Origin of the sequence: Nostoc sp. (assembly GCF_036917395.1) — a bacterium.
Classification (GTDB): domain Bacteria; phylum Cyanobacteriota; class Cyanobacteriia; order Cyanobacteriales; family Nostocaceae; genus Nostoc.
The window spans coordinates 41,923-64,846 of the sequence record NZ_JBALDI010000004.1 but is presented as its reverse complement, the minus strand read 5'-3'; the positions used below and the strand labels follow the sequence as shown (position 1 = coordinate 64,846).

At 42.5% G+C, this 22,924-nt stretch carries 17 protein-coding genes; 10 read left to right on the top strand and 7 right to left on the bottom strand.

Going from position 1 to position 22,924, the window contains the following annotated elements; genetic code table 11:
- Window positions 1–336 precede the first annotated feature (336 nt).
- From V7K46_RS02645 to V7K46_RS02630, 4 genes are all read left to right on the top strand, one after another.
- Window positions 337–1,989 (top strand): mechanosensitive ion channel family protein, encoded by a 1,653-nt coding sequence (locus tag V7K46_RS02645; RefSeq protein ID WP_335110777.1) that lies wholly within the window; start codon window positions 337–339, stop codon window positions 1,987–1,989.
- A 490-nt stretch (window positions 1,990–2,479) separates the two neighbouring features.
- On the top strand, window positions 2,480–5,821 hold the full coding sequence (locus tag V7K46_RS02640) for an efflux RND transporter permease subunit (RefSeq protein ID WP_335110775.1): 3,342 nt from the start codon (window positions 2,480–2,482) through the stop codon (window positions 5,819–5,821).
- Window positions 5,822–6,340: 519 nt separating this feature from the next.
- Window positions 6,341–6,778: a DUF6918 family protein gene (locus tag V7K46_RS02635; protein ID WP_335110773.1), complete on the top strand. Its 438-nt coding sequence runs from the start codon at window positions 6,341–6,343 to the stop codon at window positions 6,776–6,778.
- A 233-nt stretch (window positions 6,779–7,011) separates the two neighbouring features.
- Window positions 7,012–7,926 carry a M23 family metallopeptidase gene (locus V7K46_RS02630; protein WP_335110771.1) on the top strand — a complete coding sequence of 305 codons (915 nt, stop codon included), beginning with the start codon at window positions 7,012–7,014 and terminating at the stop codon, window positions 7,924–7,926.
- Window positions 7,927–8,288: 362 nt separating this feature from the next.
- Here the strand turns inward: V7K46_RS02630 and V7K46_RS02625 are convergent, their stop codons facing one another.
- Entirely contained in the window at window positions 8,289–9,056 is a 768-nt protein-coding gene (locus V7K46_RS02625) for a circadian clock KaiB family protein (protein ID WP_335110769.1), read from the bottom strand.
- A 243-nt stretch (window positions 9,057–9,299) separates the two neighbouring features.
- On the bottom strand, window positions 9,300–10,574 hold the full coding sequence (locus V7K46_RS02620) for a type IV pilus twitching motility protein PilT (protein WP_335110767.1): 1,275 nt from the start codon (window positions 10,572–10,574) through the stop codon (window positions 9,300–9,302).
- A 733-nt stretch (window positions 10,575–11,307) separates the two neighbouring features.
- On the opposite strand from V7K46_RS02620, the gene V7K46_RS02615 reads away from it, so the two are divergent.
- Complete coding sequence (locus tag V7K46_RS02615; protein WP_273769148.1) at window positions 11,308–11,682, top strand: hypothetical protein; 375 nt, start codon at window positions 11,308–11,310, stop codon at window positions 11,680–11,682.
- A 279-nt stretch (window positions 11,683–11,961) separates the two neighbouring features.
- Entirely contained in the window at window positions 11,962–13,089 is a 1,128-nt protein-coding gene (wecB, locus tag V7K46_RS02610; RefSeq protein ID WP_335110765.1) for a non-hydrolyzing UDP-N-acetylglucosamine 2-epimerase, read from the top strand.
- 470 nt (window positions 13,090–13,559) lie between these two features.
- Here the strand turns inward: wecB and V7K46_RS02605 are convergent, their stop codons facing one another.
- From V7K46_RS02605 to V7K46_RS02590, 4 genes are all read right to left on the bottom strand, one after another.
- Entirely contained in the window at window positions 13,560–14,228 is a 669-nt protein-coding gene (locus V7K46_RS02605; RefSeq protein ID WP_335110763.1) for a peptidoglycan-binding protein, read from the bottom strand.
- Window positions 14,229–14,523: 295 nt separating this feature from the next.
- A complete protein-coding gene (locus tag V7K46_RS02600) occupies window positions 14,524–14,934 on the bottom strand; it encodes a response regulator (RefSeq protein ID WP_335110761.1) in 411 nt (136 codons plus the stop codon).
- Window positions 14,935–15,129: 195 nt separating this feature from the next.
- Complete coding sequence (locus V7K46_RS02595; protein WP_335110759.1) at window positions 15,130–15,840, bottom strand: Crp/Fnr family transcriptional regulator; 711 nt, start codon at window positions 15,838–15,840, stop codon at window positions 15,130–15,132.
- 80 nt (window positions 15,841–15,920) lie between these two features.
- Window positions 15,921–16,601 (bottom strand): Crp/Fnr family transcriptional regulator, encoded by a 681-nt coding sequence (locus V7K46_RS02590; protein WP_335110757.1) that lies wholly within the window; start codon window positions 16,599–16,601, stop codon window positions 15,921–15,923.
- Between the two features lie 543 nt (window positions 16,602–17,144).
- Between V7K46_RS02590 and V7K46_RS02585 the strand changes: the two genes are divergently transcribed.
- From V7K46_RS02585 to V7K46_RS02570, 4 genes are all read left to right on the top strand, one after another.
- On the top strand, window positions 17,145–18,182 hold the full coding sequence (locus V7K46_RS02585) for an NADP(H)-dependent aldo-keto reductase (protein ID WP_335110755.1): 1,038 nt from the start codon (window positions 17,145–17,147) through the stop codon (window positions 18,180–18,182).
- Window positions 18,183–18,357: 175 nt separating this feature from the next.
- Window positions 18,358–19,410, top strand: coding sequence for an aliphatic sulfonate ABC transporter substrate-binding protein (locus tag V7K46_RS02580; protein WP_335110752.1), 1,053 nt, complete (start codon window positions 18,358–18,360; stop codon window positions 19,408–19,410).
- 30 nt (window positions 19,411–19,440) lie between these two features.
- Window positions 19,441–20,568 carry an aryl-sulfate sulfotransferase gene (locus tag V7K46_RS02575; protein ID WP_335110750.1) on the top strand — a complete coding sequence of 376 codons (1,128 nt, stop codon included), beginning with the start codon at window positions 19,441–19,443 and terminating at the stop codon, window positions 20,566–20,568.
- Window positions 20,569–20,845: 277 nt separating this feature from the next.
- Window positions 20,846–21,517 (top strand): glutathione S-transferase family protein, encoded by a 672-nt coding sequence (locus tag V7K46_RS02570; protein WP_335110748.1) that lies wholly within the window; start codon window positions 20,846–20,848, stop codon window positions 21,515–21,517.
- A 128-nt stretch (window positions 21,518–21,645) separates the two neighbouring features.
- On the opposite strand, the gene V7K46_RS02565 is transcribed toward V7K46_RS02570, so the two are convergent.
- A complete protein-coding gene (locus V7K46_RS02565) occupies window positions 21,646–22,665 on the bottom strand; it encodes a zinc-dependent alcohol dehydrogenase family protein (RefSeq protein WP_335110746.1) in 1,020 nt (339 codons plus the stop codon).
- Window positions 22,666–22,924 lie beyond the last annotated feature (259 nt).

Sequence of the window (22,924 nt, the reverse complement as noted above, 5' to 3'; positions counted from 1 at the left end):
AACCAATTTTCAATTCCAAAATCCAAAATCTAAAATCTTAAATTGGCACGGTCAATAGTCCTCAAAACTAGCTTGACGTTTGATCAGCGGAATGTCAACTTCATTCCCAGCTTCTTCCTTTTTGTTTTATCTTTGGTAAGAGTGAGACTCTTCTCAGTTTAACATACTAATTAAAGTATATTGTCATCTATCAAAAGATAGAGAATATAAAAAATATTACAATTTAATCATCTAATGGTAAAACTTCAACTTTAGATAGGTACATTTACAAAAAGTAATTGCGGAGGATGGTTATAGAAGCAGTCAATAGTAGATTTTACTCAAGGAGGTGTTTAAGTGCGCTTTCAATTTTTAGCGATCGCTAGTTCAATGGCCATAGCCGTTGTATCTGTGCCAAAAGCCACAGCCCAGATTCCTTTTTTACCGCAGTTGCAAACTCCCAGCAGTGTGAGTAATGATTCAAATAATAGAATTGTTTCAGGCTGGATTTATTTAGATGGTCGGCGGTTATTTCAGATAGCGGCATCAAAAGCCAACTTTCCTGAGCGTTCAGAAGATATTCAAAAGAAGTTGGAGAAAATTAGCCAAAGTTACATTAAGTCATCCAAAAAAACAGAAGTCGAAGTTCGCAAAGTAAACGACTTACCAGTAATTTATGTCAACGACCAATATCTGATGACGATCACTTCTGAGGATGCTGGATTGCGAGAGGTAGATATATGGACATCGGCAGATCAAATAAAGAATTCGTTACCAGATGACTTGGAACAAGCAAAGCAAGAAAGACAAACTCAATCTTTAATTGACCAAGGTAAAATTGCTGCGGGCATTGGACTGGCAATGATGATCATGAGTTGGGGGGTATATAGCTGGCAAAGGCGTTCCAAAAACCATTTATTACACTTCATTGCCTCCCAACCCCCCAGAGGGCCCCTAAACTCCCCAATTTCACCAGCAGTAGCAGCAGCTCAACCAATTGCAACACAATTGAATCAACGGCAAAAGCAGCATCTCCAAGAAGTCAAAAGACGATTGTTTGAGCTAACTCAAGCCGGAATTTGGGGAGGTGGAAGTTTCTTTATTTTGGGTCTATTTCCCTATACACGACCATTTCAGCTAGGAATTCTCACAGCCGCCCAATTTCCTTTGCGATTAGGTGTCGTGTTCTTGGGAACCTATGTAGCGATCCGTTTGACCTACGCCCTGATTGACCGCTTCACCACCACTTTGATCAGCAGTGGTGCTTTATTGACACCAGAAAGTTCTGAACGGCTGCAATTGCGAGTTTCCACATTTTCTGGCGTGACTAAAAGCATCGCTACTGGCATCTGGGTAGGAGTAGGCTTCTTGCTAGCGCTGGTGGCATTGGGGATAGATATTGTTCCCTTGCTAGCGGGTGTCAGTTTAGTTGGTGTTGCAGTGTCTCTAGCCTCACAAAACTTAATTAAAGACGCGATTAACGGTTTTTTGATCATTCTAGAAGACCAGTACGCTTTAGGCGATGTGATTTCTGTGGGAGACGTGGGAGGCTTAGTAGAAAATCTGAATCTGCGGATGACCCAACTGCGGGATTCGGAAGGGCGCTTGATCACGATTCCCAATGGTGAAATTAAAGTTGTTGCCAATCTTTCTAGTCGTTGGTCACGAGCCGATTTAACAATCCCGATCGCCTACCAAGCCGATACAGAAAAGGCTTTGAAATTGATTGAAACTGTTGGTTCTCAGATGAATCAAGAAGTACAATGGCAGCCTCAAATTTTGGAGCCGCCGCAAGTTTTGGGAATAGATCAATTTGGCGATCGCGGTTTAATTATTCGTGTATGGATTAAAACACAGCCTCTCAAACAATGGGATGTAGCACGGGAGTTTCGCCGCCGCCTGAAAGTTGCCCTAGACCAAGCTGAAATTTCCATTTCTGTGCCTCAACAAGCAATTTGGGTGAATGATGATCATTTGTTAAATTTTCAGGGTAATAGCAAAGATAATTAGAAATTTTAATTCATTACCGCATTTTTCAGTTAATTAACCCAAATGACCTCTCTTTTACCAGAGAGAGGCTTTGAATCTGCCTCTTTCAGCTAAGAAAAATTTTTCCGCATCCCTGTCCTTCTTGGAGAGGTTTCAATGCGGTTCGGTTAACGGTTTAAGATTTTGAAGATCCCTCCAAGGGGAGCAAGTGACACCCCTGAAAAAGGCTTGCTCATAAGCCTTTTTTTACCCACTTTTTAAGGGGGTCGCCGCAGATGGTGGGATGATTAACCAAACCGTATTGGCAGAGGTTTATCGGTTAGATACAACACACAGTAGGAGGTTATATCTTTACATTGGTGTACATTGGTGTCAACTTCAGGGAAAACATGCCCAATATCCAGTACTCTGTAACTAATTTTGCGCGATCGCCTACACTAAACCTTAATAAATTCTTATATTAATAAAAAGCTACTACCTTACTAACGAGTCTTGAACTTTTCCTTGATTTATGTTTGTCAATACCTTCATCAGACGTCCAGTCCTGACGACGGTCTGTACGTTCATCATTTTGCTGCTGGGGAGCATCTGTATTCCGATCCTGCCGATTTCTCAGCTACCAGACCTTGCCCCGGTGCAAATCACCGTTAGCTCCAACAATATTGGTGCGGATGCTCAAACAACAGAAAGTACTGTCACCAACATTATTGAGCGACAAATTAATGGTGTTAAAGATGTATCTTATATATCTTCTAATACGGGTAATGATGGTTTTAGCAATATAACTGTCTCCTTTCCAACTAATGTCAATAGCGATATTGCTCAAGTAAACGTTCAAAATAAACAAGCCCTTGCTGACCCTCAATTGCCAGATACAGTTCAACGAACAGGTGTCACCGTTGAAACGGCATCGAGCAGTCTGCTTCTCGTCTTTGGGTTTTACTCAGAAAATAATGAGTATGACAACATTTTTATTAGTAACTATGTTGATCTGTTTATTTTCGATCAGATCAAACGGCTTCCTGGTGTAGGAAAAGCTACGATTTTTGGAGAGCGCAAATATGCCATGCGTCTTTGGCTTGATCCCAACAAGCTTGCCCAACATCAACTAACTCCTCAAGATGTGGTAACTGCCCTGCAAGAACAAAATATTCAGGTGGGTGCAGGGGCGATTGGTAAGGAACCAGCACCAGATAATCAAAGCTTTGAATTTGCTTTACGGGCAACCAGCCGATTTAAAGATGCGGCTGAATTTGAGGATATGGTGTTAAAGGTAAGTCAAGGTGGCACCAATAGCAACACTAATAGCAACACTAATAGCACCACTAATAGCAACACTAATAGCACCTTAGTTAAGGTCAGAGATGTCGGTCGAGTTGAACTGGGAGCAGAGAGCTATCTCGCTGATGCCAAATTCACCTTACCAGGAAATACTCCCAAGGCAGCCGTGGGTTTGGGGATATATCAACTTCCGGGTAGTAATGCCCTGGACGTTGCCCATGCTGTTGAAGAGCAGATCGCAACACTATCGAAGAGTTTTCCACCTGGACTAAAAGCACAGTTGGCATTTGATACCACTCCATTTGTAGAAATTTCTTTAGAAGAAGTTCTACACACTCTGGTTGAGGCGATTATTCTGGTGGTCTTGGTAATTTTTGTCTTTTTGCAAGACTGGCGGACCACGATCATTCCCACTGTTGCGATCCCCGTTTCCCTGATTGGGACATGTGCGGCTCTGTTGGTATTAGGATTTCAGATTAATACACTGACCTTATTTGGTTTCGTCCTGGCGATCGGTATCGTCGTTGATGATGCCATTATTGTGGTGGAGGCAGTTGCAGTCAAATTAGAGCAGGGCATGAGGCCCTATGATGCTGCTGTCGAAGCTATGAAAGAGTTAACTGGAGCAATCATTGCCACTTCACTTGTACTCATGGCGGTATTCATTCCAGTTGCATTCATTCCGGGCACTACTGGGATTGTCTACAAACAATTTGCGTTAACTGTTGCTTGCTCCATTGGCATCTCGACCTTCAATGCCTTAACCTTCTCTCCGACTATAGCAGCCATCCTGATGCGCCCAGCTCAGACTCCACGGGGCCCTTTAGGCTGGTTTTTTACGCAGTTTAATCGGGGATTTAGCTGGTTCACACGCCGCTATGTCGGGTTTGTTAGCTACCTTACCCATGTCAAGCCGATTGTAATTGGGGTTTTCATCACTGGTTTAGTAGCAACAGTTTTGATGTACAGAGCAGTGCCTACTGGATTTATTCCAGAGGAAGATCAGGGTTACTTCTTTGTAGTTGTCCAGGGGCCTGATGGGGTTTCTTTGAAATACACTGAATCTGTCATGGAGCGGGTTGTTAAGGAAGTAACATCGCTTCCCGAAGTTCAAGCTAGTTTTATGATCAGTGGCTTTGGTTTCGATGGTAATGCTTCTAATTTAGGCATTGCCTTTGCTAACCTGAAACCCTGGAAAGAGAGAACTCTAGAATCTCAGTCTGTCTATGGAATACTTCAGAGGATGAACAAAAAGCTCTCTGCAATTACAGATGCAAGAGCGATCGCTGTGAATGCTCCTCCGGTTAGAGGGCTAAGTACTACGGGTGGTTTTGAGTTTATCATTCAAGACAAAACCGGAAGTGCGCCGATTCAAACCCTGGTTGATACTGCTAACAAATTCATTGCGGCGGCAAATAAAAAACCTGTTTTACAACGAGTCTTCACTCAGTTCACCGCAGATACTCCGCAATTTGACATCCAAGTGAACCGCAATCAAGCCAAAGCTCTCAACGTCGATCTCAACGACATTTTTGGGGCATTGCAAAGTTACTTGGGGTCGCAATATGTGAATGACTTTGTGCAGGGACAGCGACAGTATCGAGTATATGTCCAAGCAGATGGAGTGTTCCGCTCTAATCCAGACGATATCGGCAAGCTGTATGTTCGCTCTGCAAGTGGGGCGATGATTTCGTTGAGCAATCTGGTTAAAGTTACTCCCTTTGTGGGGCCGAAAACCATTTCGCATTATAACTTGTACAGGTCAATCAAAGTCCAGGGCGCTCCTGCTCCCGGTTCTAGTTCTGGAGAAGCAATTAAAGCGATGGAGCAAGTTGCAGCAGAGGTTTTGCCTCAGGGATTTGGTTACGAGTGGACAGGGACTTATCTGCAGGAGAAGACATCTGGGGGAGCTACAGGTCTGATTTTTGGTTTAGCAATCATAATTGTCTTTCTGGTGCTATCGGCTCAGTATGAGAGCTACATTGACCCGCTGATTATTTTGCTGACGGTTCCCTTAGCAGTCTTGGGAGCGATGACGGCGATTTGGCTACGTTCCAATATTTTCATGGCAAGTAGCCTTTTCCCCAAAGTAGTGGATGATATCTATTGCCAGGTAGGTCTGGTGACTTTGATTGGTTTAGCAGCAAAGAATGCAATTTTAGTCGTGGAATTTGCCAATCAGCTGCATGAGCAGGGTATGAGCTACACACGGGCGGCGGTGAAAGCAGGGCAAGAACGTCTGCGACCCATCTTAATGACTTCCTTTGCAGCGCTGTTAGGATTTTTGCCCTTGGTGATCTCTCAAGGGGCTGGAGCCAGCAGCCGTTGGTCTTTAGGGACAGCGCTCTTTGGAGGGCTGATGCTTTCAACGTTCTTGAGTTTGTTCTTAGTGCCAATTCTTTACATCTTAGTCAAAACCCTGGCTCAGGCTATATTTTCTCAGAAGCGATCGGGAGGTTCAAAGCCTCCAGATTCTCCTAATGGAGCTTCGGCATCTGAACATAAAGCTCTGCCTGCTGGCTCAAGTCAGCCAGAGACACAACTCAGGTCTCAGCAGGATGGGATAACCTGACTTTTGCCATTCGCCCTCTCTACGAAACCCTACGCGAACACAAAGGTTGTGTAATAACTAACCGCGCCACAGTACTTAAATCCCCTCTAGTTCCTCTTCTCCCAACTTAGGAGAAGGGGTTAGGGGATGAGGGCAACCTAAGAAGGCTTACCAGCGCTAGTAGTGTGTCAAGTTTAAATTTATACGTAAGCAATTTCGTAGTAAGGACTTAAGTCCTTATTTTCTAAGCACTAAAGAGGAGGATCTCAATGAGTGTAAAAATACGCCTGCCCTGACGAATGGAATTCACGCGCCACTTGAGGCCAGTCCGCTCAAGTCGCCAGACCCTTTCGGCAGTTCCTCCTGGGGGAAACCCCCTTGGCGCTAGCCTCTCCCTTTGGGAGAAGACCGGACTGCCTCACTACAAGGCTGGCTCCTCTACTTGGGAAGACCCCAAACGCGATAACATTTTCTGTAATTTCCTGCTTGCTAAAAAAATTAGTTGAATAGAAATTAAGTACTTAGATAAGGAAGAGTGAAATGGGACTTAGTGAGGGACTTTTGAACCCGACCAAAAAGGCTATGGTGATAAATGACTGTTGCAAGATGATCGAAGGACAGCTTGCATCCAAGTCAGGTATGAGCGGCATCGCTTTGAAAACTGCCTTCGCCGCCCTAAAGGGGGTTAAGCCAGGGTATATCCCTTACGTCGTTGAGCAGATTCTGCCGCAGTGCTTCACAGCACTTGATCCCATCTGGAATGAAGGCGTAGAGAAAGGCGATCCAATTGAATACCTTAATGGGAATCGCTCTCATACAGCAGACGCACTACTGGGTGTCACCGATGCTAGAGCCAAGAACGTAAAGCGCCAAATCGTGCGAGGAACCTATGAAAAACTTCGCGGTTCAGCCAAAAAGCACGTAGAAGAAGCAGTGCCAGACTTAGCCAAAGTAATCGATAATTACACGAAGTCCTGAGCCAGAAGGGAAGAATCACAATAAACGTATGCCGCCGTTCGATGCGTCGGTGGCTGGCATACGAGGCAGATATTACACTTATAGCTCCAAAGTGTTTGGCGAAGGTCTTAAAGATGCCATAGCTACTAAATAAAAAAAGTGCAGTATTTAATTTCCTGATATTTTCTGAGTTAGCTTGAAACAGCAAATAATCAGAAACTATCTGAATTATTGTTTTAATAGGCTTGCAACTCATGAAAAAAGTTACCGTTTTTCCATACTGCACTTATGGACTAATTGGGTTAATATCCTTAACCCTCATATTAACTACAACTACATCTGCCCTAACACAGTTAGCAGACGATTCCCCAATTGGACAAATCCCTATCCCTGCTTCTAGCTTAATATGGCCGACTCAAGGATTTATTTCTCAAGGCTTCCACAAATATCAACATGAAGGAATTGATATTGCAGGGGCATCTGGGACTCCTATTGTTGCTGCTGCATCCGGTACAGTTGTTAAAGCAGGTTGGGATAATTGGGGATTAGGCAATGCTATAACTATTAAACATCTTGACGGGGGCATCACTGTTTATGGTCACAATCGCCGTTTGTTAGTGAGCAAGGGTCAACGGGTCATTCAAGGTCAAATTATTGCCGAGATGGGATCTACAGGCAATAGTACAGCACCTCATCTGCATTTTGAAGTTCATCCAAATGGTCGAATAGCAGTTGACCCCCTTCATCTATTGACATCCTTAACTGCAAGTGTTGCTCCTGCTTCTAAAGTTCAGCAAGCGGATAACCCGAACCGCCCAGTCTCGACACCCCCAATGGCAAAGCAAGTTTCATCTTCACAGCCAATTCCAATAGATTTTGCACCTGTAAGCACTGATACTGAATGCAATGGAGTTACCATTATTCAGGGTGAGACTGCAAGTATTCGTGTAAAAGTCTGTGAAGAAAATGGTCAGTTATTTTATATTGGGCAGTTGAAACAAGACCCAAGTAAGCCTATAAAGATATCAGCTTTGAATATTGGCAAAGGCAGATATCGAGCCGATAATGGTAGTTTTTATTATTTAGTCAGCCCTGAAAGAGTGGAAGTTTGGCGAAATGGGACTCAGATGCGTTCTGACAGATTTTATACTTTAACAAAATCGCCCTAAAGTTACCATCCAATATTTGTTCACAACTATACTGTATTGCAAGCGATCGCTTGGATTGATCAATTTGCTAAGTGAGTCCATAATTATCTGTATATTGCTATAGCGATTATCAATTGCGATGCGATCGCAGGAGTTCCGTTTATGCCTGTAGCTCTTGAAAAAACATAAGCTTAGTACACACTTTATTTCATTCCTAGCGAAAACAATTGCCACAAATCAAACCTCTGCGTTACCTCTGCGTTTCACTATTAACCCTCAATTGTTACAGTTTTACGCCAAGCTGTATCTAACTAAGTTCAGAGGGATATCTGAATTGGGCTATGCTTATGCACTCCCAGTGGATGATGATATCGTTATAAAACTTAAAATTTTTCCTTAGGAGCTAACATCTGTAAAATCTTTTCTACATGATCCAACTCTCCAACGATTCGCCGAATTGGGTGAGGCCAAACCTTTACAAGGGTAGGAGTTGCAGAAACCTGATTGAGTTCTGCTTGTTCTGGATGAGTTAAAACATCAATAACCTTCAAAGTATAAGGGTGTCCGAGCGATCGCTCTAACAATTCGTGTAAATTTTGCAGAATGCGTTCGGTGGTACTGCTATGTCCTGCAACAAACAAGCGCAGAACATATCCTTGTGTGATAACTTCTTTTTTTTGTACTATCATTGGTTGGTTGTATTTTGGTACAGGTTCAGAAAGGTCTAGACGGACAATTAAATCGTGATCTTCCCAAAGCTGCCCAAATGAGGAACGATAAGTTGTTAACACCATGCGATCGCACAACCCCTCCTGCCAGGGAGCTGCTTGCCATACTAACTCCCCTGTGCCAAAAATGGCATTAAGCAAAGCTTGATGTCTAATTACAGCCGGATAAGCTTCAGCAAAAGTTCGCACTTGTTGAGTGCGCGGATCTAACCAGTGGTCAATAGTTGCAGTATAACAAGGCACTAAAAAATGCGGTGGCTCTGGTAAATCTAGGATTTCTTGCAAAGCCGAACACAAATGCAAATGCCATCGACCTTGCTTGCTAGGATCGATGCAGTAAATTAAATCTCCTCCAGGTGTAAATAGCGCAATGCCTTTAAACAACTGGGGTGTAGATAGTTTGTTTGTCGTCAAGTTATTCACAGAGTCTAGGAAGCTAAAAGTAAAAATTCTCTCTTTTACCTTTTACCTTAGCTATAACCTCAACCAGGATCACCTAAAAAATTGGCAACCCATCAAAAATCCTGTAAATCTCGTTTCCACTCCCTGACTGGAAATGCTTTTGATTGCGGTGCCGCTAGAACCGGAGGCAGCAGCCCACCAATAGGCATTCCCAGTCGGAGACTGGGAACAAGACAATCATCTTCATTGCGAAGAGGAACAGACTTAAACTCGACCTCGGAGAAACTGTGCCATTTCGTTAGGAGTTGGTGACATCTCCAAAGCAGTTTCTTCAGTAATCCGACCGTCTTGATAAAGATTGAGCAACGACTGATTCATCGTGATCATGCCGTCAAAGCCAGCTTGTTTCATCAACTCGCCAATTTCATCATATTTACCATCTTTGATCCATTCTTTAATTGCCTCAGTGTTAATCAAGACATCGTGGAAAGCAGCCCGCTTCCCGTCAGTTGTGCGGCATAACCCTTGAGCAATTACTGCCACTAAAGACTCAGAAATTGCCACCCGCATTGCATCCTGTTCTTCACCAGAGTAGAGATTGAGAATCCGCTCAATGGTTTTGACAGCGCTATTGGTGTGCAAGGTTCCCATGACTAAGTGACCAGTCTGAGCAGCTTTTAGGGCGGTGTTAACTGTTTCCTTATCCCGCATTTCTCCCACCAGAATTAAATCTGGGTCTTCCCGCAAAGCTGCTTTCAAAGCGTTGTCAAATTTCCGGGTGTGCATTCCCACTTCCCGCTGTTTGACTAAAGACTTGCGGCTTTGATGAACAAATTCTATCGGGTCTTCAATGGTAATGATATGCTTGGCCATCTCCTTATTGATGTAGTCAACCATCGCTGCCATTGTGGTGGATTTACCAGAACCAGTGGGCCCAGTCACCAAAATTAAACCTTTGTGGTGATGACAAATATCCCGAAAAACTGGAGGTAAATTCAACTGTTCCATAGTTAAGATTTTCAGCGGAATCAACCGCAAGACCATTGCAGGCCCTTTGAGGGAGCCAAAAACATTAATCCGCACGCGAGCAAAGTCATACTGAGTTGCTCCATCAAATTCTAAATGTTCTTCAAAGCGCTGAATTTCCCCCTCAGTCATCACCTCCCGCAACCAATTCATCAAAGTTTCTTTATCTATTTCTGGATGATCCGTTGCTTGAATTTCTCCTCGGTTGCGGAAGCGGGGTACTTCACCTACACCCAGGTGAAGGTCAGAATATCCCTGATCGTAAGCTTCCCTAATTAACTGCGCTAAAGTGAGTCCCGGACTACTGTTTTTAGGGCGAAGTGAACTAGGTATGGGCGGTGGACTACCCGGACGATGACCTGCAACAGGAGCGTTGCTGCTTCTATCCATTGACATATCCAATGTTTGTGTCATCTGCCGCTGCGTACTAAAGGTTGGCGGTGGTGGCGGCATTGGTGGCAGGTTACGTCCAGCAGCAGGGTTAGAATTTAATGGAGACTGTGATTCTGTCATATATCTTCACATTTGGCAGTTAAAAAGTTGAATTAGCGAGAAGTCTAGTCACTTGCTTCGATGACTTTTGGAGAATGCTTGCGTGCAAGCCCTAGCGGTAATGGGGGGCGATTGAGACTCTAGAACCACGGTCAATCCATTTCATCCACCTCAATTAGTATCTTTTTTTCCTGAGATTCCACTACTCAAAAGATTTAGAAAAGTTATTTATCCTATATAACCTGATTTAACACACGCAATGAGTTAAAACGCTTCAGTAAAAATATTGAGGTAAATATGTATTTTTTAAGACAAAAATTGAAATATAAATATTATAAGCCTTTAGATGAGAAATTTATCCCAGGCATGGACACAAATTGCCAGCAATTAACAGCACAAACGCTAGCAGATCATTTATTTAACCCATCTATGAATTATGAGAACCACTAATAATTTTTATAAGAAATGTTAATTTGAATAGGAGCAATATCCAGGGGATCAAGGTTAAAAGCTCATACCTTTTAGGTTATATACCTGAAGAGAGATGCAGAAGAGAAGTTTTTTTAATAGATATAAACTTGACTTTATATCCACAATTACAAAAAATTAACTGTAAAGTTTAGTAAATAAATGCTCATTTTTCCGATTAGTTTTTATATACTGAATTTCACTGAGAAACAAATTAAGTTTACTCGCCAAAAGCGAGATATGACTGAAAATTCAAATTTGCTGTGTATTTTTAGGAGGAAAAGTCATGGTTTCTGCTCAAAGCTCTAATCAAGGAAAGACCTACTCCTTGTTGATGATTAAAAGCTTTTTAATATGGACTTTTACATTAGCAGTATGCTTGTTGGTTGTCGGTTTTCCACTAGTTGTCTTGATGGCTACGGTCGGATGTCTGTTGTCAATTGTCTTGCAATCTGTGATGCCTGTTAGTGCTGTTTTGCTTGTAGCAGGCGCTTTAATCATGTTTAATGTCATGGCAGTTGTATTGGCTGCGGGTGTACTAACTCTTAAAGGAGTTCATCCTAATGAAATTAAATGGTTAAGCTGGCTGCATGGAGAGGCAGACCAAATGCAGACTACTGTTTACGCTGCTTGCCCTTTAACTTGTGAGATTAAAATATAGTCATTACAGGTGAATTCGACAAACAAACAGTGCGTCTGCCCGGTTAAGCCGGGTTTTTTCATGCTTTTTGTGATTTGAACATTGGAGATCAAGATTTAGTAATTAGAGTTTTATTCAAGAAATAGTGCATTTGCCCGGTTAAGCCGGGTTTTTTCATACTTTTTGTGTGATTTATCCTTTTATATTTATGATTTGTGTGATGATTTATCGCCAACTATTGACTATTAATCATAGACCATTGACTATAACCATTGGCAAATGACAGATGATTAATGACTAATGACTAATCAAAAACGGGTTTACATTATCTTGGGTACTCGTCCGGAAGCGATTAAACTAGCTCCGGTGATTCAGGTTTTCCAGAAGTCTTCAGATTTTGAGTCGCAAGTAATTCTAACTGGACAGCATCGGGAGATGGTTGAGCAAGTTATGCAGCTGTTCAACATCAAGGCAGATTATGACTTAGAAATTATGCAGGTTCAGCAATCTCTAAATGATATTACCTGCCGTAGTTTACAAGGGTTAGAAAATTTATTCAAGGAGAAAAAGCCAGATTTAGTGGTCGTGCAGGGAGACACTACCACGGCTTTTGCGGCAGCTTTGGCAGCTTTTTATCAAAAAATCCCTGTTGGTCATGTAGAAGCAGGGTTAAGAACGGATGATATCTTCAATCCTTACCCAGAAGAAGCTAATCGGCGATTGATTTCTCAAATTACTCAGTTGCACTTTGCGCCGACTCCTTGGGCTGTGGAAAATTTGCATCGTTGTGGTGTTTTGGGTGAAATTCACATGACGGGTAACACGGTAATTGATGCGCTGTTGAATGTAGCTGCAACCCAAGCAGTTTGCAATGTACCAGGTTTAGAGTGGGATTCATATCGCGTTCTGTTAGCAACAGTTCACCGTCGGGAGAATTGGGGAGAACCTCTGTTAGCGATCGCTCAGGGGTTTTTACAAATTTTAGACAAGTTTCCTGATACAGCAATGCTCTTACCATTGCACCGCAATCCAACAGTGCGAGTCCCATTACAAGAGCTTTTAGGGAATCATCCCCGAATTTTCTTAACAGATCCTTTAGATTATGGCCAACTGGTGGGAGCAATTGGGCGATCGCATCTTTTGCTCACTGACTCTGGTGGGTTGCAGGAAGAAGCCCCTAGCTTGGGAAAACCAGTACTAGTTTTGAGAGACACCACCGAAAGACCAGAGGCTGTTGTAGCCGGTACAGCCAAACTTGTAGGCACTACGAGTCAGAACATTTTTGCAGCTGCTGCTGAGTTACTCAGTGATCTAGATGCTTATGAAGCAATGGCAAATGCAATTAATCCCTTTGGAGATGGTCATGCAGCAGAGCGCATTTTGCAGATTGTGCAAAATTACTTGGGTCTTTCATCAGAATCAACTTAGAAAGTTACATTAAACAAAGTGCAAAATTTCTGTTTTTTAGGGTACAAAAAACCGGCTTTTCTCCCGGTTTTTATTTTTTTAGTTAGATTTATTTCCATCTCACAAGAAAACAGGTATAACCTCGAAACGAGATTTTCCAAGGGTGGCTTTTTGGTTGACTGACAAAAGTCCTCAAAGTCTTGTCCTTTCGCTTTCATCCCGCTTAGGAATCAATTCCCAAGCTCATAGCTTAAGTCTACTAAAGTAGACTCAAAAGCATTTAAGCTATGAGCAATCAATTTATAGCAGTTCTCGACCAAGTAAGGTACAGTTTTAACCTCACTTCCATTCCTCTCTCTTAAAAAGAGAGAGGAATGGAATTTTTCCCCTTCCCGCTTCGGGAAGGGGGCTAGGGGGTTAGGTCTTATACCTCACCGAATTGAAAATAGCTATATTGCACGACGGGTTAGGGTGCAACGCATTCATATTGGCTAAATGCCCAGAGCTGATCTAGTTTCGGGACCCACCACACCATCTACAAGTAGACCTTTACTTGCCTGAAAGCTTCGGACTCGGCTAGCAGTTTCTTGACCGTAAACTCCATCAATTCTGAGATTACCCAAAGCTGTTTGAACGTCTCTTACAAGCAGACCTCTAGAACCAGGGCTAAGAATAACTGAACCCCCAACGCCACCAGGTCTAGTCACAGGAGCATAATTAGGTCTATCACCAACCCATCGCGCAAAAACGTATCTACCCGTAGAAAGCCTAGCAAAACCGTTTTCATATCTTTCAATCGCTGGAAGTGTTGCGCCATTTGATACACAGTCAACAGATGAATAATTAGTGCTTGGACCTGTACGGATACGTAAACAACTGCCGTTAGTCCTTACATATGCAGCCGAACTCATTTGAATTTGGCTAGCAGCAATAAGTAATACACTAACACCAGCTAAAGCTAACCAAGCTGAAGATTTAAGTAGTTTTTTCCAATTGAATTTAAATTTGCTGATTCCAGATACCTCTTTTTTAGTAATAACTATGTCAGAAGATTTAAGAGGTTTTTTCCGATTTAATTGAGATTTAGGCGGATTATATTTGGTGTTTGCAGATGCCTCTTCTTGAGCAATAAACATGTGGGAATAAGCAAGATATTCCATAATGCGCTCCTTTATATGAAAAAATGAGTACTCACAGAGAATTACTTAGTTTTTCTCTGTATTTATTCTTAGTATATTTTATATCACTACCTTTTAACAAGGTTTTTACTGGTGGCAGAATTAATAAAAAATAAAATTAGTCAAAAGATTCCTGAGAAAATGCATCGCCTGGTGATTTTTATACTAAATCACCAGGCGATGATGTAGCCCGTTGTAGACATCACATTTCAAAATAAATAAAATTTAGTTAAAGCTTTCTTGCTTACTGGCTTCTGACTTATTGCATCTAAATATGTCAAGCATATTCTTTGAGTCCAGTTAAACTAGCAACCACAGAAGCTAACTCGTCTAAATCTATCGGCTTGCATCGGTATATATCATAACCTACTAATAATGCACGTTTGTGGTCTTCCTCGAAAGCAGATGCCGTCATAGCAATAGCTGGAATCTTTCTCCCTCGCTTTGCTTCCAGATTTCTGACCTTCAAAAGCAGTGAGTAGCCGTCTTCATCTGGTAAATAAATGTCACTAATTAGGATATCTGGTTTAAAAAATAACATTATTGCTAGAGCGTCGCTTGCTGAAGCAGCTGTGACTACCTCTGCTCCTTCTAATTCAAACAGGAAGGTAAGTAATGTTCTCGTATCAAGGTCGTCATCAACAACCAGCAATCGCAGACCTTCAAAAGACATCGATTGATTAGACATTATTCTCACTGCTGCGTAGCTCAAATAGTTGAGGTAGCAATCGCATCAAAAGGCAGGTATTTGTAAATACTATTTGATGCCTACTTTACTAAATCTTAATGGAACTAATTGGCAAGCGTCTGTCCGGTTTCAGACATAAAAACTTAAAATTATTCATTGGCGATGTCTACGACGGGCTACGCCTACGCGCCTTGGCTAATTCCCCAGCAACCGAGCAAATTCGTTTTGGATGACCCGATAACACTCGCAGCAAGTTGCTGACAATTCCTCTCGGTCGAGGATGCTAATATGACCACGCTGGTAGCGAATCATTCCGGTTTTGCTCAGGTTATTAGCCGCCACTGTCACACCGGAGCGCCGTACACCTAGCATCTGGGCGAGAAATTCTTGTGTCAGCGGAAAATCCTCTGATTGCAAGCGGTCAGAGACTGTCAGTAGCCAACGAGCCAGCCGCTGCTCTACGGTATGAAAACGGTTGCAGGCACATCCTTGCGCCAGTTCAGTGTATACAGCTTGTACATAGCGCAGCAGTAGGTTTTGAATAGCTCCACCCTGATTGAACTCGGTTTTAAGTACATCTGCATCCATCTGCATAGCAGTACCCGAAACCTGCACAAAGGCTTTTGTGGTTGTTGTGTTACCTCCTAAAATTATTGGGATACCGATCATGCCTTCATTGCTCACTATCCCAACTTCCATCATCGAGCCATCTTTCATACTACTGACTAAAGAAACTACTCCGTTTAGGGGAAAATAGACGTGTGCGATCGGTTCTTTTGGTTCGTAAATGACTTGCCGAGTCGGAAGCGAAATCAACTTCAGGTGCGGAACAAGACGCTGATAATCACTAGTTGGCAAAGCCGCAACTAACCTATTTACTTGCGGCTTAAGAGTCTTTTCGCTCACTGAACATTAAAAAATAAATTTGCTCAAAATACTTTAAATCAAGTTACTTTTGCGAGTCTGTTCGGTTTCGCACACATAACTCAAAAAAAATTTTTGACTCGGTTATTGGGCATTTTGCCCAATAACCGAGCAAATTCATTTTGTATGACTCGATAACACTCGCAGGAAGTTGCTTCCAAATCTTCTCTGTTGAGAATGCTAATATGACCACGTTTGTAACTGATCATTCCGGCTTGGCTAAGGGTGCTAGCCGCTACTGTCACGCCGGAACGACGTACACCTAGCATCTGGGAGATAAATTCTTGCGTGAGCAAAAAATCTTCTGATTGCACACGATCAGCGACTGTCAGTAACCAGCGAGCCAGCCGTTCGTCCAGTGTATGCAGACGGTTGCAGGCAGCTGCTTGCGACAGTTCCGAGTATATAGCTTGTACGTAGCACAGCAGCAGGTTTTGAATAGCTCCACCCCGATTGAACTCGGCTCTAAGTATATCTGCATTCATCTGCATAGCAGCGCCTGAAATCTGCACAAATGATGTTGTGGTTGTAATCCTGTTTCCTAAAATTACCGGGATACCGACCAGACCTTCACTGCTCACTATCCCGACTTCCGCCGTTGAGCCATCTTCCATAGTGGTAACTATAGAAATCATTGACTTATCAGGAAAATATACTTGTGTAATCGGTTCGCCTGCTTCGTGAAGGATTTGCGGAACTTGGAGCGAAACTAGCTTTAAAATTGTTGGAAGCGATCGCAGCAAAAAATTCCTGGTTATACAAATCCTTAAAACCCTAAATCTTTATCATTGTACCAGATGTTATAAACTCTTCCAAGTATATCTAGTATATTTTGATTGTCGTGAAGACAATATACTTAGGACTGAATATATTAATATGAACATTTATTAAGACTTAATTATAAAATAATTTTAAAACTTTCTGATATACTACGGTAAATCTATTGATTTATAGTAATATAGACTCAGACTAAAATACTCCATTTCACAAATCCTCAATAAAAGCAAGTATTTTCTACTACAATTTTAGATTTTTTCTTACTCCCAACTAGCTTACTTATCTGGTTCATCTATGCAATAATAAACAACTATGTCCGTTAATTACGATTTATCTATCGGTTTTTAGTAGTAATAGCTAAATATTAATTTGCTGAAAAACTTATATTGGTTTAGTACCAAATTCGGTGTTATTTGGAGCTAATTTACTTAAAAAGAGCGCCTTGAGAAAAATGCAAAATATCGAAAAAAATATTATTTTTGAATAAACTGAAAAGCAACGCAAAAATTATGAAGTATAACCAACTTGGCAAGAGTGACTTAAAAGTTTCTGAAATTTGTCTGGGCACTATGACTTATGGAGAGCAAAATACTATTGAAGAAGCTCACGAGCAGCTAGATTATTCCATTGCTCAAGGAGTCAACTTTATTGATGCGGCTGAGATGTACCCTGTCCCAACAAGTGGCGAAACCTATGGATTAACTGAAACTTACATTGGGGAATGGTTAAAGCGTCAACAAAGAGATCAACTGATTATAGCTACTAAAATTGCTGGCCCTGGTCGAGGCTTTAAATGGGTACGTGGTGGAGCCAAAGCAATTGACCGTGATAATATCAAACAAGCCGTAGATGATAGTCTAAAAAGATTACAAACGGATTATATTGATCTGTACCAAATCCACTGGCCCGATCGCTACGTGCCACGGTTTGGGCAAACGGTATTTGAACCGACTCAGGTGGCAGAAACGGTTCCCATCCCTGAACAGCTAGCAGTTTTTGCCGATGTAATTAAGGCAGGGAAAATTCGTTATATCGGTTTGAGTAACGAAACACCTTGGGGAGTCGCCCAATTTAGTAACGCTGCTAAACAATTAGGGTTGCCTAAAGTTGTTTCGATTCAAAATGCTTACAACTTGCTGAATCGAGTATTTGACGGAGCCTTAGCAGAAGCAGTTTATCAGGAAGAAATTGGGTTACTAGCTTATAGTCCTTTGGGATTTGGCTTCTTAACTGGTAAATACCTAAACGGCAAACCAGAGAAAGCAAGAGTCACTTTGTTTGAAAATTTTGGTCAGCGTTATTTGAAACCAAAAGTAAGTGAAGCAGTAGCAGCTTATGTGGAAATTGCCAAGCGCTATCAACTAAGTCCAGCGCATTTGGCCCTAGCATTCGTGCGGAGTCGTTGGTTTGTGCCTAGCACAATTATTGGTGCTACGACACTCGAACAACTCAAAGAGAATTTGGAAAGTGTAAATGTAGTTCTCGACAAAGACATTTTGGAAGAGTTGGATATAGCTCATACTCAGTCTCCAAACCCAGCACCTTAACAATTCAAAATTCAAAATTCAAAATTCAAAATTAAAGATAAAAGAGAAATAAATAATCTCCATTGCCTCGTTACCAGGCTCCAGCCTGGTAACGCCTTTCCAGAGCCTCTGGCTCTGATTATTAATTGACCGTTTGTTTGGAATTGTCTCAGTTTTATGGAGCAGTAAATCATTGATGAAGAAATATCAAAATTCTCATTTGCTGTGTACTTTAAAAGCAGTAGTTTGGCTTTTGGTAGCACAATCGGGCTTGAGTTTGATAGTTTCTGGATGTAGTGCGACTAACTCTGCTAATTCCAGTGTTAAACCTGTGAGTGACCATCAAGGTTCCTCAACAGCACAAAGTTCTGCATCTGAGAAACAGACAGTAGTTCGCATTGGTTATATTAAGGGAAGTTTGTCTGCGATCGCAAAAGAACGCGGTACTTTAGAGCGTGAACTAGCCCCCAAGAATATTAAAGTTGAGTGGGTTGGTACATTCCCATCTTTTGCACCTGTGTTAGAAACAATCAATGCTAAAAGTTCTGATTTAGGAGCCGGTGGCGATATTGCTGGTTTGTCTGCATTATCTGGTGGGATTAATGCTTGCATCATTGCCTACCGACCAGCTAATCGCAACTCAGAAGGGATTGTAGTTCATGCAGATTCCCCCATTCGGAAATTCGATGATCTTATTGGTAAAAAGGTCATTGTGAATCGAGGTGGAATCAGCGAACATTTGCTCTTGAAACTATTAGAAAAAGAAAATATTCCCAAAGATAAAGTAAGTCGCGTTTACATGAAACCTGATGAAGCCCTACCCGCTTGGGTATCGCATCATGTCGATGCTTGGGCGGTTTGGGACCCTTGGGTTGCTAGTGCTGAAATCAAGTACAATGCCCGCCAAATTCCTTTACCTGCACAAGTCCCGCATTACTCCCTTTATATGGTGGATAGGGATGCACTAAAAGAAAAACCTGAGGCAATTAGGGGAGTTATCGCGATTCTTGCTAAAGAGGGTGAATGGCTAAATAAACATCCCCAGGAGAATCAAAAACTATACCAAAAAGTATCAGGTTTACCGCCTGAAGTTGTGAAGCGGACATTTGATCGCCGACCTGTTGATGGAGTGCTTCCCTTAGAACCGAAAGTGATTGCTGATTTACAAAGTGCTGCTGATTGGATATACAAACAGGGAATTGTTCAGAAACGAGTAGAGGTGCGCGATGCACTCTGTCCCAGTTCTTAGATTAAAAACTAGATATTTAGTAGGTAAAATATGACTTTTACGGCAACATCGGTTGACCAAAATACTATTCGTCGTCGGGGTACTGGTTTAAAGGCTTACAATCCCGAAAAAGTATTCAAAGGATACACACTTTTCACACCCCTGACAGGTCAAGGTGAAGTCTATCTCCTGAACTTGGAAGGAGAAGTAGTACACCAGTGGAATCTGCCTTATCCACCAGGGTTATACGGTTATCTCTTACCCAATGGCAACCTCTTTTATAACGGTAAGACTCCACCACAAGAGCCACTACGTTTTGCCTTGTGGGCTGCATTCAAAAGTGGCGTTGTTTTAGAAGCAGATCCCAAAGGGAATATCATCTGGGAATATAAGCATCCAGACCATCATCACGATGGACGGAGGCTAGCCAATGGCAACATAATTCTACTAGCCATTGAAAAGATACCTCAGTCGTTGGTCAAGAGCATCAAAGGCGGCGTAACAGGTACGGAAGCAGATGGTGATATTTATGCTGATGTGCTTTATGAAGTGACTCCAGCAGGGGAAATTGTTTGGACTTGGCACGCCCACGAACACCTTGATCCAGATATATTTACGATTACACCCCAGGATCATCGACATGAATGGACTCATGGGAATACTGTGGATGAACTCGCTGATGGCAATATTATAGTCAGCTTTCGCAATATCTCTACAGTTGTCATTGTCGATCGCAAAACCGGAGAAATTATCTGGACGTTGGGTGATGACGTGCTAGCACAGCAGCACTTCCCGAACGAACTAGCTAACGGTAATATCTTGATTTTCGACAATGGCGCACATCGTCGTCACATCGCTCTTAATTTCTCCCGTGTAATTGAGGTGAACCGCCAAACAAAAGAGATAGTTTGGGAATATACTGACAACCCGCCCCAAAATTTCTTTAGTTCCTATATATCAGGAGCGCAACGTTTAGGGAATGGCAATACCTTGATTACAGAAGGTGCTTATGGCCGAATATTCGAGGTGACAGTTGCAGGAGAAATTGTTTGGGAATACATCAATCCCCACTTTGCATCTCGGAATATTCCAGGTGAGAAATCGCTGGTAACTCGTGGGGAGCAAAATACAGTCTTCCGCGCTTTCCGTTATGCACCTGAAGAAGTGCCCTGGCTTTAGGAAAAGGCAGGGGGCAGGGGAAGCAGGGGGAGCAGGGGGAGCAGGGGGAGAGATAAATAATAACTAATTCCCAATGCCCAATTTCCAATGCCCAATGCCCAATGTCCCAGCCTTATCTAGTAGTCAAATTTAAAAGTTTGGTTAGTGTCGAGAATTTTTCACGCTACACCCGCCTCAAAAGGGCTTCAGGACATTAACAATTTAAGATTTGGGATTTTGGATGAAAATTCAATTCCCAATACCGATTAACAAGTCCTATTTACCAAGGAACTTAAACATGGCCCAAATCAAAGTATACAGTGCAGTTGTTTGTCCTTATGCTCACCGTACCCGTTTGGTACTCCAAGAGAAGGGCATTGACTTCGATTTGATTGAAATTGATTTGCAGAATAAGCCTGAAGGGTTTACCAAAGTATCCCCCTATGGTAAAGTTCCTGCGCTAACTCATGGTAATGAGCCAGTTTGGGAGTCAGCAGTGATTAATGAGTATCTCGATGAGGTATTTCCCAATCCACCACTGTTACCCAACAGCCCGATTGCAAAGGCACAGGCTCGCATCTGGATTGATTTTGCTAACACCAGGTTCGTTCCCGCTTTTTCTACCCTGCTGCGGAGTTCAGATCCCCAAAAACAAGAAGAAGCTAAACAGGAACTATACAAACACCTGGAATTCATTGAAAACGAAGGTTTGGCAAAGCTATCTGGGGAAGGCCCCTACTGGTTTGGTGAATCCATCAGTTTGGTCGATTTCACCTATTTCCCCTGGTTTGAGCGCTGGGCTGCACTGAAGCAGTATCGAGGCTTTGGGGTGCCAGAGGAATTTACCCGTGTACGCCAGTGGAAACGTGCTTTGAAAGAGCGTGAATCTGTGAAGGCGATCGCTCACTCTAAGGAATTCTACATCGAGCGATATGCTAAATTCGCTGCGCCTACTCTCGCTGCTGTTTAAACGTAATTAATAATTATGTCCTCTCGTTCCTTGGCTGCTGCCAAGGAATGGGTTTCTAGAGGCTCTGCCTCTTTAGACTTGAAGTAGCAGCCCACATGAATGCATCCCACGCAGAGCATGAGAACGAGTTAATTAGGAATTAGGTTGATAACTACTTTACCGAAGTGACCCGCACTTTTGAGATAATGATAAGCTTCTCGTGCTTCAGTGAATGGAAAAACTCGATCAATAATCGGTTTGATTTGATGCTGTTGCATCGCCTGATTCATCGCCTCAAACATTTCCCGACTGCCAACTTCAATTCCCTGAACTGTTAAATTCTTAAAAAGTATTGGACTGGGGTCAATTTCACTTCCTCTACCTGATAATACGCCAATCAAACTAATACGTCCCCCAATGCGGACTGCTTGTAGTGATTTTGGCAAAGTGCCTGCACCGCCTACTTCTACTACATGATCTACACCTATGCGATTAGTCAATTGGTAAACTTGCTTTTCCCAATCTGGTGTTGTTTTGTAGTTAATTGTCTCGTCAGCACCAAGTTGTCTAGCTCGTGCCAATTTATCATCACTGCTGGAAGTAATAATCGCTCTAGCACCATGTATCTTGGCAAACTGGAGAGCAAAAATCGAAACTCCCCCAGTACCGAGTAATAAAACACTATCACCTGCGCGAATATTGCCTTCTGTCACCAGTGCTTGCCAAGCTGTGACACCTGCACAGGGCAAAGTTGCCCCTTCAATGTAGGATAGATAGTCTGGTAATATCACCAAATTATCTTGGTGTAATACGACATACTCAGTCAGCATTCCATCGTTACCACTTCCGAGAGCGGATTTCATTTTCTCTCTGGTGAAAGAGCCATAAATCCAGCCTTGGAAGAAAGTACCCGCGACGCGATCGCCTATTTTCACGCGTGTAACACCTTCCCCCACTGTCACGACTTCCCCCACACCGTCACACACGGGAATTACCGGATATTTCTGTTTAGCATCGTAAGCTCCTTCGGCGATAAGTAGATCACGGTAATTTAGGGATGTTGCTTTGACTTGAATCAGAACTTGTCCCGCAGTTGGTTTTGGTTCAGGGCGATCGACTAATGCGAGGGCATCAATCCCGGCATCGCTTTGAATTTCGTAAGCTTTCATTGGCGGACTCCTTTTGCTAAAGATCATAGTGGAGAACAATTTTGTGCTGCTTTTCTCCACCCAAATAATTACCAAGGAGGGGAAAAGGGTAAAGGGCAATACAGTTCAGTTAAGCATTTTTTCGTTCTCTTTCTTTTCTTCCTTTGCGTTCAACTCTTGGAGACGCTACGCGAATGCGCCCTTAGCGGTTCGTTAAAAAATTGACTTTGATAAAGAGTTAAGCCTTAACTGAACTGTATTGGGGTAAAGGGGAAATTTG